At 61.0% G+C, this 13847-nt stretch carries 12 protein-coding genes; 5 read left to right on the forward strand and 7 right to left on the reverse strand.

Annotated elements, in window-relative coordinates:
• Positions 1 to 65: 65 nt before the first annotated feature.
• The 3 genes from HNR38_RS02860 to HNR38_RS02870 are packed head-to-tail and all read left to right on the forward strand — an operon-like array spanning position 66 to position 2442.
• On the forward strand, positions 66 to 437 hold the full coding sequence (locus tag HNR38_RS02860) for a PepSY domain-containing protein (RefSeq protein WP_183699550.1): 372 nt from the start codon (positions 66 to 68) through the stop codon (positions 435 to 437).
• Positions 434 to 1108, forward strand: coding sequence for a response regulator (locus HNR38_RS02865; protein ID WP_183699552.1), 675 nt, complete (start codon positions 434 to 436; stop codon positions 1106 to 1108). The genes HNR38_RS02860 and HNR38_RS02865 overlap by 4 nt, the downstream gene beginning before the upstream one ends.
• Positions 1105 to 2442: a sensor histidine kinase gene (locus HNR38_RS02870; RefSeq protein ID WP_183699554.1), complete on the forward strand. Its 1338-nt coding sequence runs from the start codon at positions 1105 to 1107 to the stop codon at positions 2440 to 2442. Before HNR38_RS02865 ends, HNR38_RS02870 begins: the two co-directional genes overlap by 4 nt.
• Here the strand turns inward: HNR38_RS02870 and HNR38_RS02875 are convergent.
• From HNR38_RS02875 to tmpT, 4 genes are all read right to left on the reverse strand, one after another.
• A complete protein-coding gene (locus tag HNR38_RS02875; protein ID WP_183699556.1) occupies positions 2439 to 4001 on the reverse strand; it encodes a SpoVR family protein in 1563 nt (520 codons plus the stop codon). The two genes, HNR38_RS02870 and HNR38_RS02875, sit on opposite strands and share 4 nt — an antisense overlap.
• A complete protein-coding gene (locus HNR38_RS02880; RefSeq protein ID WP_183699558.1) occupies positions 3998 to 5293 on the reverse strand; it encodes a YeaH/YhbH family protein in 1296 nt (431 codons plus the stop codon). The genes HNR38_RS02875 and HNR38_RS02880 overlap by 4 nt, the downstream gene beginning before the upstream one ends.
• Before the next feature lie 31 nt (positions 5294 to 5324).
• Entirely contained in the window at positions 5325 to 7247 is a 1923-nt protein-coding gene (locus tag HNR38_RS02885) for a PrkA family serine protein kinase (RefSeq protein WP_183699560.1), read from the reverse strand.
• A gap of 243 nt (positions 7248 to 7490) precedes the next feature.
• On the reverse strand, positions 7491 to 8150 hold the full coding sequence (tmpT, locus tag HNR38_RS02890) for a thiopurine S-methyltransferase (RefSeq protein ID WP_183699562.1): 660 nt from the start codon (positions 8148 to 8150) through the stop codon (positions 7491 to 7493).
• An 80-nt stretch (positions 8151 to 8230) separates the two neighbouring features.
• Here tmpT and HNR38_RS02895 point away from each other — a divergent pair, with 80 nt between their 5' ends.
• Positions 8231 to 9178 (forward strand): D-2-hydroxyacid dehydrogenase, encoded by a 948-nt coding sequence (locus tag HNR38_RS02895; protein WP_183699564.1) that lies wholly within the window; start codon positions 8231 to 8233, stop codon positions 9176 to 9178.
• 70 nt (positions 9179 to 9248) lie between these two features.
• On the forward strand, positions 9249 to 10574 hold the full coding sequence (locus HNR38_RS02900) for a YhjD/YihY/BrkB family envelope integrity protein (protein WP_183699566.1): 1326 nt from the start codon (positions 9249 to 9251) through the stop codon (positions 10572 to 10574).
• On the opposite strand, the gene HNR38_RS02905 is transcribed toward HNR38_RS02900, so the two are convergent.
• The 3 genes from HNR38_RS02905 to HNR38_RS02915 form a co-directional block, all read right to left on the reverse strand.
• The gene (locus HNR38_RS02905; protein ID WP_183699568.1) at positions 10554 to 11603 is read right to left on the reverse strand and encodes an HDOD domain-containing protein; all 1050 of its coding nucleotides are present in this window, start codon (positions 11601 to 11603) and stop codon (positions 10554 to 10556) included. The genes HNR38_RS02900 and HNR38_RS02905 overlap by 21 nt on opposite strands.
• 97 nt (positions 11604 to 11700) lie before the next feature.
• A complete protein-coding gene (locus HNR38_RS02910; RefSeq protein ID WP_183699570.1) occupies positions 11701 to 12426 on the reverse strand; it encodes a 16S rRNA (uracil(1498)-N(3))-methyltransferase in 726 nt (241 codons plus the stop codon).
• Between the two features lie 6 nt (positions 12427 to 12432).
• Positions 12433 to 13782 (reverse strand): adenosylmethionine--8-amino-7-oxononanoate transaminase, encoded by a 1350-nt coding sequence (locus HNR38_RS02915; RefSeq protein WP_183699572.1) that lies wholly within the window; start codon positions 13780 to 13782, stop codon positions 12433 to 12435.
• Positions 13783 to 13847: the final 65 nt, after the last annotated feature.

Consider the following 13847-nt stretch of genomic DNA (forward strand, 5'->3'; position numbering starts at 1 on the left):
ATCTGACACCGGCGTGAGCAACTCATTCATCAACCGTTCATGTGGCTTTTGGGATCATTAACCCCATGAAACATCAGGAACCAAACCTCATCCCCCGGGACCGTTTTTCCCGACGTCTGCTGCTGGTATTTGGGCTGGCGCTCTGCCTGCCGTTTACCCTGCAGATGGCGGCGGCTGATGACGATGAGTGGCGCAAGCTTCACCGTGAGGTGGAAGCCGGCCGCATCAAGCCCCTGGGTGACATCATGGACAGCCTTCAGCAGGACTGGAAAGGCGATGTCATTGATGTCGATATTGAAAAGGAGGATGGCCGTATCCTGTATGAGATCGAACTTCTGGGGCCGGAGGGACAGGTGGCCGAGTTCGAGATTGATGCCCGCACCGGCGAAGTGCTGGAAGTCGAAGGCAGGAACCTGCGGTCCATGGAGCGACAATGAAGATACTGCTTGTGGAGGATGACCAGGCTCTGGCCAATGGTCTGGCGCGCACACTCAAGGATGCCGGCGTGCTGGTGGAAGTGGCTGGTGACGGCCGCCAGGCGGATTTTCTTGTGTCTACAGAGTGTTACGACGCAGTGGTTCTCGATCTCGGGCTGCCGGACGGTAACGGCACCCAGTGGTTGTCCCGCTGGCGGGAGCAGGGCATTGATCTGCCGGTACTGATCCTGACCGCCCGGGAACGCTGGTCGGACAAGGCCGCCGGTTTTTCAGCGGGGGCTGATGACTATGTCACCAAGCCCTTTGAAACCGCCGAGGTGCTGTTCCGCCTGCGGGCGTTGGTGCGCAGGGCTCACGGCCACTCCCACCCGGTACTGAATGTGGGCGACATTGCCCTGGACACCCATGCCGGCCAGGTCACCCGTTCCGGAATGCCGGTTTCCCTTACCGCCCAGGAATTTCGCCTGTTGTCGCACCTGATTCACGCTGCTCCGCGCATTGTCAGCCGTATCGAGTTGTCAGAGCATGTCTACGACGGCGACCAGGAGCCGGACTCCAACGTCATTGATGTCCAGGTCAGCCGGCTGCGCCGCAAACTCGGCAGTGAAGCCATTGAAACCATACGCGGCCAGGGCTATCGGATGATGGGCCAGGCGGAGGACGCGGGATGATGCCACCTCTGCGCCAGTGGCCGGTGGCAACACGTATGCTGGTCTCCGCCCTGGTGCTGGTGTCACTGGTACTGCCGCTGGCCGGTGGCCTGTTGGCCTGGAATTTCCGCGAAGCGGTGAACACGGCGTTCAATGATCGCCTGGAGTCCCTGCTGGATGTGGTTATTGCCGGTATTGAGTTCACCCCTGGGGGCAACACCCTGGATCCCGGCCCGCAACTGGGCGATCCCCGCTTCGACCGGGTCTACTCCGGCTGGTACTGGCAGCTTTCAGGGGCGGAAGGTTCGGTGGTGACCTCCCGTTCGCTGTGGGATCAGCGATTGCCGGTGGCGTCCGGGAATGGCCTGCGCTGGCAGGAGATGCCCGGCCCCCGGGGGCAGTCCCTGCGGACCCTGACCCGCCAGGTGCGACTACCTGTGTACCCCGACCCGGTCACCGTCACGGTCGCCGGCGATCTTTCCGAAGTAAACGCGCAGGTGGCGCGGTTTCATGCCCTGCTGATCGTGTCGCTGGTGACTCTGGCCGTCCTGTTGCTGGCGCTGATCGCTTTGCAGGTGCGCTGGGGGCTGGCGCCCCTGAGGCGCATCGAGCGCAGCCTGAAGGCGGTGGAATCCGGCCAGCGACAATCCCTGGAGACCCGGTTCCCGGAAGAGCTTGCCCGGCTGGCCAGAGTGATTAACCAGGTGCTGGAGCGGGACCAGCGACTGATTGAGCGGGGCAGGACCACCGCCGGGAATCTGGCCCACGCCCTGAAGACACCGGTGGCTGTCCTGACCAATCTTTGTGAGCAGTTGCCGGCATCCCGACAGGCGGAGTTCCGGGCGGAGCTTGCGAGGCTGAACGATGCCGTACGTCATCACCTGGCGCGCGCCTCGGCCGCCGGCCCGGCCGCCATTGGTGGCGGGGCCAATCTCCGCGATACCCTGACCCCGGTGCTGTCGGCACTGGAAACCCTGGCCGGGCGCCGGGGTATCAACTTCCATCATGGCCTTGAGGTGACAGGGCCGGTTCCGTTCGAACAGCAGGATCTTCAGGAACTGGTCGGCAATCTGCTGGAAAACGCCATTCACTGGGCGAGCGCCCGCGTCAGTCTGCAGGTGTCGGGTGATAGTCAGGCGCTGACGTTGACCGTCGATGATGACGGCCCCGGCATGTCTCCGGAGCAGATCCGGCAGGCGCTGGAGCGGGGTGGCCGGCTGGACGAGGAACGGTCAGGCTCCGGGCTGGGCCTGGCCATCGTTAACGAACTGGTACAGCTCTATGGCGGCCGGATGTCACTGGACCGGTCGCCAGAGCTGAACGGACTTCGGGTGCGGATCGACTTTGTATTCTAGTCCGGGTCCGCAGCCGGTGGCGTCGGGCAATGGAATTCCTCCACCACCCGTCCGTCTTCCACGCTTTCCAGGTGGACATCGAAGCCCCACAGCCGGTGCACGTGGCGGATGACCTCATCGGTATCTCCACCCAGCGGTACCCGGTCCACCGGGATGTGGCGCAGGGTCAGTGAGCGGTCGCCCCGGACATCCACATTCCACACCTGGATGTTGGGCTCCCGGTAACTGAGATTGTACTGCCGGGCCAGTTTCTCCCGCAGGGGCCGATAGCCCGGGTCATCGTGGATGGCCGTGACCGTGTAGTGGTCTTCCAGTTCATCGTTCTCGACGGCAAACAGCTTCAGGTCCCGCATGACTTTCGGAGACAGGAACTGCTGGATGAAACTTTCATCCTTGAAGTTGTGCATGGCGAAATGCAGGGTTTTCAGCCAGTCGCTGCCGGCAATGTCCGGGAACCATTCCCGGTCTTCGTCGGTGGGGGCCTCACAGATCCGGCGCAGGTCGGTGAAGATGGAAAAACCGAGCGTGTAGGGGTTAAGCCCGGAATAGTAAGGGCTGTCGAAAGGCGGCTGGTAGATCACCGCCGAATGGCTCTGCAGGAATTCCAGCATAAAGCCGTCGTTGACCAGCCCCTTGTCGTACATCCGGTGCAGCAATGTGTAGTGCCAGAAGGTGGCCCAGCCCTCGTTCATTACCTGGGTCTGGCGCTGGGGGTAGAAATACTGGCCCAGCTTGCGCACGATGCGCACGATCTCCCGCTGCCAGGTCTCCAGCAACGGCGCGTTCTTTTCGATGAAGTACAGCAGGTTTTCCTGGGGTTCTTCCGGAAAGCGTTTCTGGCGCCGCACCGGGTCTTCGTCCTCATCGGGCTGGGGAATGGTGCGCCACAGGTCGTTGATGCGCCGTTGCTGGTACTCCTCACGCTCTTTCTGTCGCCGGGCCTCCTCGGCAGCGGAAATAGGGGCAGGGCGCTTGTAGCGGTCCACGCCATAGTTCATCAGGGCGTGGCAGGAGTCCAGAATTTCCTCCACTGCCTCCACCCCGTAGCGTTCCTCGCATTCGGCCACGTAGTGGCGGGCAAAGACCAGGTAGTCGATGATGGCGCTGGCGTCGGTCCAGGTGCGGAACAGGTAGTTGCCCTTGAAAAAGGAGTTGTGGCCATAGCAGGCGTGGGCGATGACCAGCGCCTGCATGGGCAGGGTGTTTTCCTCCATGAGGTAGGCGATGCAGGGGTTGGAGTTGATCACGATCTCATAGGCCAGCCCCATCTGGCCCCGCTGGTACCCGCGGGCCGTGTTGAGAAACTGCTTGCCGAACGACCAGTGGTTGTAGCCCACCGGCATGCCCACAGAGCTGTAGGCATCCATCATCTGCTCGGCACTGATCACCTCCACCTGATTGGGGTAGGTGTCCAGGCCGAACTCGGCCGCGCATTCGGCGATGGCCTCGTCGTATTCCCGGATCAGTTCAAAGGTCCATTCGGAGGTGGTGGAAATCGGCGTCCCGGCCGTGGGCTGTTCGCGCTCCGGTGCATTCGGTTGGTCGGCGATACGGCTCATGCGGCTTTCCTCTCGAACAACTGGCGGAACACCGGGTAGATTTCCCCGGCGTCGGCAATCTGCTGCATGGCAAAGCTCTCCGGGAACCGCGCCATGATTTTCTCATATTCGTACCAGAGCATCTGGTGGTCCTGGGGCGTGATTTCGACATAGGCGTAATACTGCACCAGAGGCAGCACCTGCTCGGCCAGCAGCTTGCTGCAGATCGGCGAGTCATCGTTCCAGTTGTCGCCGTCGGAGGCCTGGGCGGCGTAGATGTTCCATTCCGCCGGCGAGTAACGGGCCTCGATGATCTGCTGCATCAGGCGCAGGGCGCTGGAGACAATGGTGCCGCCGGTTTCCCGGCTGTAGAAAAACTCTTCCTCGTCCACTTCCTTGGCACTGGTGTGATGGCGGATGAAGACCACGTCGATCTTCTTGTAGTTTTTCTTCAGGAACAGGTACAGCAGGATAAAGAAACGCTTGGCGATGTCCTTGTGCATCTGGGTCATCGAACCAGACACATCCATCAGGCAGAACATGACCGCGCTGGTGGCCGGCCGTGGCTGTTTGACGTGCTGGCGGTAGCGCAGGTCGATTTCGTCGATGAAGGGAATGCGCCGCACGTTCGCTTTCAGGCGCGCGATCTCTTCCTCCAGAGCCTGAATCTGGTCACTGTGGCAGAATGCCGGGTCCGGTTCATGGGGGGCAGCTTTCAGCTCTGCCAGTTGCTGTTCCAGTTCCCGGATCTTGCGTTTGCGGGCCCCGCCGAGGCCCAGCCGCCGGGCATGGGCGCCACGCAGTGAGCGCACCACATCCAGCTTGGCGGGAACGCCCTGGCTGGTGAAGCCGGCGCGAACGTAGTTGAAGGCTTCGGTGTCCTTGAGCTTTTTGCGGGCGAGGTTGGGCAACTCCAGATCATCGAACAGGAAGTCCAGAAATTCCTCCTGGGTGATCTGGAAGGCGAACTCGTCCATACCCTCGCCGTCCGGGCTGGCCTGGCCGGCACCGGAACCCTGGCCGCCCTCGCCCTGGGGCTTTTCGATGGTGTCGCCGGTGATCCATTCCCGGTTGCCCGGATGGACCATTTCCCGGCGCCCGCCCTGGCCGTGGTGGAACACCGGTTCGTCGATGTCCCGGGTGGGAATGCTGACGCTCTCGCCCCGTTCCACGTCGGTGATCGAGCGTTTGTGAACCGCCTCGCTGACGGCCCGCTTGATGTGATGACGATACCGGCGCAGGAACCGTTCCCGGTTCACTGCGCTTTTGTTCTTGCCGTTCAGACGACGATCGACAATATGCGTCGTGCCCATGGCGAACCTCCTGCCTTAAACGGTCACCGGGTCAGTGGGATTTACGGACCCGCAGGTACCACTCGGCCAGCAGCCGAACCTGTTTCTCGGTGTAGCCGCGATCGACCATGCGCTCGACGAACTGCTTGTGTTTTTTCTGGTCTTCCTGACTGGCTTTGGGGTTGAACGAAATGACCGGCAGCAGGTCCTCTGTGTTGGAGAACATTTTCTTCTCGATCACCGCCCGCAGCTTCTCATAGCTGAGCCAGGACGGATTCTTGCCGCCGTTGTTGGCCCGGGCCCGCAGTACAAAGTTGACCACCTCGTTGCGGAAATCCTTCGGGTTGGAGATGCCGGCCGGCTTCTCGATTTTCTCCAGCTCCTCGTTGATGGAGGCGCGGTCGAGGATTTCGCCGGTGTCCGGGTCCCGGTATTCCTGGTCCTGAATCCAGAAATCGGCGTAGGTCACGTAGCGGTCGAACAGGTTCTGGCCATACTCGCTGTAGCTTTCCAGGTAGGCCGTCTGTATTTCCTTGCCGATAAACTGGACATAGTGGGGCGCCAGGTATTCCTTGATGAAACGCAGGTACCGGTCCTGAATTTCCGCCTGGAACTGCTCCTGCTCGATCTGCTTTTCCAGCACGTACAGCAGGTGCACCGGGTTGGCGGCGACCTCGGTGGTGTCGAAGTTGAACACCTTGGAGAGAATCTTGAAGGCAAAGCGGGTGGACAGCCCGTCCATGCCTTCCATCACGCCGGCCGCGTCCCGGTATTCCTGGATGGATTTTGCCTTGGGATCGGTGTCCTTGATGCTCTGGCCGTCATAGACCTTCATCTTGGAATAGATGCTGGAGTTCTCCGGCTCCTTGATGCGCGAGAGCACCGAGAACTGGGCCAGCATGTCCAGGGTGTCCGGAGCGCAGGGAGCGCCGGACAGCGAGCTGTTGGTGAGCAGCTTGCGGTAGATCTGGATTTCCTCGGTCACCCGCAGGCAGTAGGGCACCTTGACGATGTAGACCCGATCCAGGAAGGCTTCGTTGTGCTTGTTGTTGCGGAAGGTCTGCCACTCGGATTCGTTGGAGTGGGCCAGCACGATGCCATCGAAAGGCACCGAACCCATGCCTTCGGTGGTGTTGTAGTTGCCTTCCTGGGTGGCGGTAAGCAACGGATGCAGCACCTTGATCGGCGCCTTGAACATTTCCACGAATTCCATCAGCCCCTGGTTCGCCTTGCACAGGCCACCGCTGAAGCTGTAGGCATCCGGATCATCCTGGGAGTAGTCCTCCAGCATGCGGATGTTGACCTTGCCCACCAGGGCCGAGATGTCCTGGTTGTTGTCATCGCCGGGCTCGGTCTTGGCCACGCCGATCTGATCCAGTACCGAGGGGTACTTCTTGACCACCCGGAACTGGCTGATGTCGCCGCCGTATTCGTGCAGGCGTTTGACCGCCCAGGGTGACATGATCGAGGTCAGATAGCGGCGGGGTATGCCGTATTCCTCCTCAAGAATCTGGGCATCCTCGGCCGGGTCAAACAGGCTCAGGGGAGATTCGTTTACCGGTGAGCCCTTGATGGCGTGGAACGGCACCTTCTGCATCAGCTGCTTGAGCTTTTCCGCCAGGGACGACTTGCCGCCGCCCACGGGGCCGAGCAGATACAGGATCTGTTTCTTTTCCTCCAGGCCCTGGGCGGCATGGCGGAAGAAGGAGACGATGTTTTCCACGGCGTCTTCCATGCCGTAGAACTCGGAAAATTCCGGGTAACGCTTGATGACCTTGTTGGAAAAGATGCGGGACAGTCGTGGGTCGAGGGAGGTATCCACCAACTCCGGCTCACCGATGGCGATCAGCATACGCTCGGCGGCGGTGGCATAGGCCGCCGGGTCGTTCTTGCAGATCTCCAGGTATTCCTCCAGGGAGTATTCCTCTTCCTGGGTCGCTTCATAGCGGTCTTTGAACTGCTGCAGTATGCTCATGGATGATCCCCCGCTCGCATTGTTATCTGCCTGTTAACTCACGCAATTTCCCCGTTGCTTGTCTGGCCGCCTCTCCGGGCGGTCGGTGTCTGGTTATGGATGGAAGAAATGGCAGGGCCGGGACGGGATTGTCTGGAGCAAATCCCGCGGCCCTTTAACCTGAGCTTAGATCAGGGTACGGGTCTTGGACAGTTGGCGGAGCTATTAGGTTCATTAAATTATGTTACCGGCCCGCCGGAGGGATCACTTCCTGATCAGCCGGAATACGCTCTCAGAGGCGCCGTTAAGCAGGCCACGGCGCTTGGCGAACGGGTTGTCCCGGGGCAGGTCGTTGCTGCGGATGTGGGTGATTTCGTAATCTTCGCCGTAGAGTTCGTAGACTTCTTCATTGGTCACGTTGAACGGCGGGCCTTTCATCTCCCCACTGTTGTAATCGAGCGTCACCAGCAGAATCTCCGTACCATCCGGGATCACCGCTGTCAGGTGTTCGACGTAGCTTTTGCGCATTTCCGGGGGCAGGGCGATCAGCGCGGCCCGGTCATAGACCAGACGGATGTGCCGGAGGTCGTCCGGAACCAGCTGAAAGAAATCGCCACACCACAGTTGCAGGTTGTCATGCTGGAAAACCGTGAATGGCTCGCCCGGGTGTACCTTGGCTTTCTCGCCAGCTTCCTCAAAGAAGTCCTTGCAGGCAATCTCGCTCAGCTCGACACCGATCACCGGATGGCCGCGGTCGTGCAGCCACCACATGTCGTGGGCCTTGCCGCACAGTGGCACGAATACCGCGTCTGTACCCTGGCCGGCCAGTTCCGTCCAGTGCTCATACAGATACTCATTCACGGTGCCCTGGTGAAAGCCGATTTCGTCTCTCTGCCAGCGCTTGTGCCAGAATTCATGCTCCATATTGGTCCTCCGGAAGTTGATCGTTTTCCTCAGTCTAACTTAGTCTGACGGTTTACCGGATTGGGAGTCGAGTGAAAATCATGAAAACCGTATTTCTGGATGCCACCACTCTGGGTGAGGATGTTGACCTGTCTCCGATTGAGCGGGTCGTGGGCTCCATCACCTGCCATGACCGAACGGCACCGGACCAGGTCGTCGAGCGCATGCGCGGTTTTGATACCGTGCTGGTGAACAAGGTCGTGCTTGGCCGCGAGCATTTTGAAGCCTGCCCCGAGGTGCGCACCATTGCCGTGGTGGCTACCGGTGTGAACAACATCGACATGGAGGCTGCCCGGGACCACGGCATCGAGGTTCTGAACGTCAACCGGTATGGCCGTTCCACCGTGGCCCAGCATACGCTGGCGCTGATTCTGGCGCTGGCCACCCGTCTGCTCGATTACAACCGGGATGTCCGGAACGGTCTCTGGGAGAAAAGTGACATGTTCTGCCTGATGGGGCATCCCATCATGGAACTGGAAGGCAAGACCATCGGCATCGTCGGCTACGGTGATCTGGGGCAGGGCGTGGCCGAACGGGCAGAAGCCTTTGGGATGAACGTAGTACTGGGCTGCCGTCCGGGACAGTCGCCCGGGGAAGTGGACGGCTATCGGCGGGTACCACTGGATGAACTGCTGGCCGAGGCCGATGTGCTGTCCCTGCACTGCCTTCTGACCGACGAGACCCGGAACATGATCGGCGAACGGGAGCTGGCGATGATGAAACCCCAGTCCCTGCTAATCAATACCAGTCGCGGGGGGCTGGTGGATGAAGCGGCGCTGGCACAGGCCCTGCGGGCCGGGCGCATTGGTGGCGCCGGTTTCGATGTGCTGACCGAGGAGCCGCCGCGTCATGGTAACCCGCTGCTGGCGGATGACATTCCCAACCTGATCATCACGCCGCACTCGGCCTGGGCCAGTCGGGAGGCTCGCCAGCGGATTGTGGACATCACCGCATCCAATCTCGAATCCGTCGCCAGCACTGCCGGTTAATGGCGGGGCTGGCCAGCGGCGGGTATCTGGTGGATACTCGGCCCAAAGGACTGACAAAACAGGGCGTCGTGTGACTTCCATTCAGGTAAAAGAACGGCTTCAGGCCGCTGAAAACTGGATACTGGCCAATCCCAACCCGCCGGAGCGCTGGCCCTGGACCTGGCTCTACAAAGTGGGTCGGTCACTGTATGCCCTGGTTCGGGACGTCATCAGCGGTCAGTTGACCCTGCACGCCATGAGCCTGGTGTACACCACCCTGCTGAGCATTGTGCCTCTGTTGGCCCTGAGCTTTTCGGTGCTCAAGGCGTTGGGCGTGCACCAGCGCATGGAGCCGTTTCTCTATCAGTTCTTTGAGCCCATGGGCAGCCAGGGCCTGGAGCTGGCCGAGCGCATCCTTGGGTTCGTGGATAACATGAAGGTTGGGGTGCTGGGCTCGGTGGGCCTGGCACTGCTGGTATATACGGTTATCTCCCTGGTCCAGAAGATCGAGCGCTCGTTCAACATGATCTGGCGGGTGCCGCAGATGCGCTCGCTGTCGCAGCGCTTCAGTAACTACCTGAGCGTGATCATGGTGGGGCCGTTGCTAATGGTGTCGGCGATTGGCGTGACCGCCACCATTTTCTCATCCAGCCTGGTTCAGCAGGTGATGGAGATCGAACCCTTCGGTTCGCTGATCGTGTTTGCCAGCCGGTTCACCCCCTTCTTCCTGGTGGTGGGGGCTTTCACCTTTGTCTACATCTTCATCCCGAATACCCGGGTGAAGCTGCGCTACGCCTTTACCGCCGGCCTGGTGGCGGGTGTTTCCTGGCAGGCAGCGGGGATGGTGTTTGCCTCGTTCGTTGCCGGATCGGCCCGTTATGCCGCCATTTATTCGGGGTTTGCCGTCGGTATTATTCTGCTGATCTGGACCTACCTGAACTGGATGATCCTGCTGCTGGGAGCCAGCCTGGCTTTTTACCTGCAGAACCCGGGGTCGGTGGCGCGCTACCGGGATATCCAGATGTCACCGGAACTGCAGGAGCGGGTGGGGCTGACAATGATGTGGCTGGTGGCCCGCCCGTTCAGCCGGGGGGAGCCACCGCCCCAGCAGGAAGCACTGGAGCAGGAACTGCGGATACCCGGTGAGGTCACCCGCAGGATCAGCGACAAGTTGATCCGGTCGGGCCTGCTCAACCTGGCCGGTCGGGATGGTGACCGGCTGGTGCCCGGGCGCTCTTTACAGCTGGTGAGTATTGGTGATGTGCTGCAGGCCGTGCGTCACGATGAGGATCGGGTGGTTGACCGGCTGCCGGGAGCCCAGGTGCCGGGGGTGCTCAAGGATGTCGGCCCCGGCCGGGAAGACATCAGTTTTGCCAGCCTGCTGGAACAGGAGACATCAGCCCCGGGAGGGCGGTGATTTGCTCTCTTCCAACATGGTCTGAACGGCTGCCTGTATGGAGACCACCTGCTGCTCCGGCAGACGTATGCTGCTGCGCAATTCCTCTTCGGGCAGATTACGTTGCCGGGCATGACGCAGCACTTCCCGGGAGCCCAGAAGTAACGCCTGAGTCAGCATCGAGTGGGGCTGCCTGGGGGCTGGTCGCTCTGCCGCCATCAGCCAGGCATGGTATTTCGGGGGCAGGGCCCAGGCGTTGGCCAGCAACTGACAGACCCGCCACTGATAACGGGACAGTGCAGTCTGCAAGGCCGCCGGAGAGGGCTCACTGCCGCGTCTCTGGCCTCTGCTGATTCTGCACAGCTCACGGCGTATGGTCAGATAAGCCAGCGCCGGCAGGAGCGCCACCATGAAATGGGCACTGGAATCCTCCCGGCGGTAGCCGGCAATCATTTCACAGGCGCAGCCACAGGCCAGCCCCCAGCGCCAGGTCCGCTGGGCAAACAGCGCTTCCCGGCTGTTGCGGGCGGCCATCATGGGCCGCATGACCGCGGCGGTTATGACATTTCGAATGCCATCCACGCCCAGAACAAAGACGGCGTGGTCCACGGATTCAATGGGCTGATCGCCCGGGCGAAAATAGGGGCTGTTGGCCATCAACAGCAACTGCTCGGTTAGCGACGGGTCGCTCTGGATGGTTCGGGTTACGGCCCGACGGTCGGCATGGTCGCTGGCCAGGGCGCGCATGACGCCGGGCAGGCTCCAGGGTTTACGGGGCAGCTCTTCGAGCTGGCGGTTGTCGAGCCGCTGTTCCAGCTCAGCCAGCAGACTTTCCTGAATGGGATCAGCGGCCCTGAGCTGGTGAGGTTCGGCATCGAGCAACCAGCAGAACAGGTTGCTCTCCAGATGTTCGACGATGGCTTTTCGGCGGGCGCTATCCCCGACTGGTGTCGGGGGGGAGTCCGGGTTAAACAGGCGGGGTTGCCAGTCTGCGGCGGGCGGGTGTCGCTTTGCCAGCGCATCGGTTATCCACGATAAAAAGCCAGGCATCCATTGCCTCCGGACGAACGCGTACACAATTACAATTGAAGAATCCGGCAGACAGTATAGAGACGGAATCGTGCATTGCACAGTGCCCGATCTGGCTTCAGATATCCCCCCAAAGCCACTGGCAGAGTGCCAGCGCGGCCACGGGCGCGGTTTCCGTACGCAGTACCCTGGGCCCGAGTGCGACCGGCAGGAAGCCCTGTTGCTGGGCCTGTTCGATCTCGCCGGCGCTGAGCCCACCTTCGGGGCCAATCATCAGCGCGACGCTGGCCGGCTGGTCCAGTTGTCCCAGCGATTGCTCCGTGCGGTGATGCAGTACCAGCCGGACATCGCAGTCCTGGCTATGTGCCAGCCAGCCGTTGATATCCATGACCGGATGGATCTGCGGGACCCTCGCGCGGCCGCATTGTTCCGCCGCGCTGATCGCCACCTGGCGCCAGTGCCGCAGGCGTTTTTCCTCACGGTCGCCCCGGAGTTTTACGTCGCAGTGTTCGGTGCTCAGGGGGACAATGTCGCTGACCCCCATTTCGACGGCCTTCTGCACGGCATAATCCATCCGGTCGCCTTTGGACAGGGTCTGGCCCAGCACGATGCGTAAAGGTGATTCGGTACGATTGGGCACGACCTCGGAGACATCCACACAGACCTGCTTCTTGCCGGCGTCGGTGATCACCGCCCGATAGTCATTGCCGTCACCGTTAAACAGCAGCAACTCCTGACCGGGCTGCATGCGCAGCACCCGTCCCACGTGATGGGCAGCGGATTCGTCCAGTTCGCAGTGGCCGCTGCTCAGAGGTGTGTCCGTGTAGATTCTGGGTATGCGCATCGGTTTTCAGTCTCGGGTTGCGATATCAATGCCTTCGCCCGCTACCTGGCCCAGATGACGGATCTGCTCCTCCGTGATCACATAGGGTGGCATGAAGTAGACGACATTCCCCAGCGGGCGCAGCAGTGACTGTCGCGTCAGCGAGTGCTGATACACCCGGATGCCGCGCCGTTCCTGCCAGGGGAAGGGCGTTTTACTGGCCTGGTCTTTGACCATTTCCACAGCCAGTGTCATGCCATGCTGGCGGATGTCGCCCACATGGGGGTGATCCGCCAGGTGGGCCACAGACTCTGCCATGGTGTTTGCCAGGTAGCGGTTGTTTTCAATGACATTATCATCCCGGAAGATGTCCAGCGTTGCCAGTGCCACAGCACAACCGATGGGGTTGCCGGTGTAGCTGTGGCTGTGCAGGAAGGCCCGGAGCGTCTCATAGTCGTCGTAGAAAGCGTTATAGACGTCATTGGTGGTCAGCACCACGGACAGGGGCAGGTAGCCGGCGGTCAGGCCCTTGGACAGGCACATGAAATCCGGTGTGATGCCGGATTGCTCGCAGGCGAACAGGGTGCCGGTGCGGCCAAAGCCGACGGCAATCTCATCGGCGATCAGGTGCACGCCATAGCGGTCACAGGCTTCGCGCAGTTTGGTGTGGTAGATCGGGTGGTGCATGCGCATACCGCCGGCGCACTGAATTAATGGTTCCACCACCACGGCGCAGATTTCTTCGTGCTTCTCGGCCAGCAGCTGTTCCATGGCTTCGAACTGACGCAGGGCGTACTCTTCATCGGTTTCGCCCGCTTCCTTGTTAAAGGCATCGGGAGAGGGGGCGGTAAGCACTTCCATCAGCAGCGGCTGGTAGGTGTCCTTGTACAGGGCGACATCGCCCAGGGCGAGGGCGCCCAGGGTTTCGCCGTGGTAGCTGTTGGACAGGTTCACGAAGTTTTTCTTGCCTGGCTTGCCGTGGTTTTTCCAGTAGTGGTAGCTCATCTTCAGAGCCGCTTCGATGGCCGAGGAGCCGTTGTCAGCGTAGAAGCACTTGTCCAGGCCTTCCGGGGTCACCTCAATCAGCCGCTCGGAGAGCTCCACCACCGGCTCATGGCTGAACCCGGCCAGAATGACGTGCTCCAGTTTGCCAATCTGGTCCTGTATGGCCGCGTTGATCCGGGGGTTGGCATGGCCGAACAGGTTAACCCACCAGGAACTGACCGCATCGATATAGCGGTTGCCCTCAAAGTCCTCCAGCCAGACGCCTTCGCCCTTTTTGACGGGAATCAGCGGCAGGCTTTCGTGGTCTTTCATCTGGGTGCAGGGGTGCCATACAGACTTGAGGTCGCGGGCTACGAGGTCGGCGTTTCGCATGGGAGTCTCCGGTTTTTGTTCGGGGTCGCTGTTAACCTTGGCGAATACTACAGTTAACAGCGAGC

This window comes from Marinobacter oulmenensis (genome assembly GCF_014201735.1).
Classification (GTDB): domain Bacteria; phylum Pseudomonadota; class Gammaproteobacteria; order Pseudomonadales; family Oleiphilaceae; genus Marinobacter; species Marinobacter oulmenensis.

Bases quoted from the DNA above. Each gene is read 5' to 3' on its own strand.
- HNR38_RS02860 (WP_183699550.1), top strand. From the start codon at position 66: ATGAAACATCAGGAACCAAACCTCATCCCCCGGGACCGTTTTTCCCGA.
- HNR38_RS02865 (WP_183699552.1), top strand. From the start codon at position 434: ATGAAGATACTGCTTGTGGAGGATGACCAGGCTCTGGCCAATGGTCTG.
- HNR38_RS02870 (WP_183699554.1), top strand. From the start codon at position 1,105: ATGATGCCACCTCTGCGCCAGTGGCCGGTGGCAACACGTATGCTGGTC.
- HNR38_RS02875 (WP_183699556.1), bottom strand. From the start codon at position 4,001: ATGAGCCGTATCGCCGACCAACCGAATGCACCGGAGCGCGAACAGCCC.
- HNR38_RS02880 (WP_183699558.1), bottom strand. From the start codon at position 5,293: ATGGGCACGACGCATATTGTCGATCGTCGTCTGAACGGCAAGAACAAA.
- HNR38_RS02885 (WP_183699560.1), bottom strand. From the start codon at position 7,247: ATGAGCATACTGCAGCAGTTCAAAGACCGCTATGAAGCGACCCAGGAA.
- tmpT (WP_183699562.1), bottom strand. From the start codon at position 8,150: ATGGAGCATGAATTCTGGCACAAGCGCTGGCAGAGAGACGAAATCGGC.
- HNR38_RS02895 (WP_183699564.1), top strand. From the start codon at position 8,231: ATGAAAACCGTATTTCTGGATGCCACCACTCTGGGTGAGGATGTTGAC.
- HNR38_RS02905 (WP_183699568.1), bottom strand. From the start codon at position 11,603: ATGCCTGGCTTTTTATCGTGGATAACCGATGCGCTGGCAAAGCGACAC.
- HNR38_RS02910 (WP_183699570.1), bottom strand. From the start codon at position 12,426: ATGCGCATACCCAGAATCTACACGGACACACCTCTGAGCAGCGGCCAC.
- HNR38_RS02915 (WP_183699572.1), bottom strand. From the start codon at position 13,782: ATGCGAAACGCCGACCTCGTAGCCCGCGACCTCAAGTCTGTATGGCAC.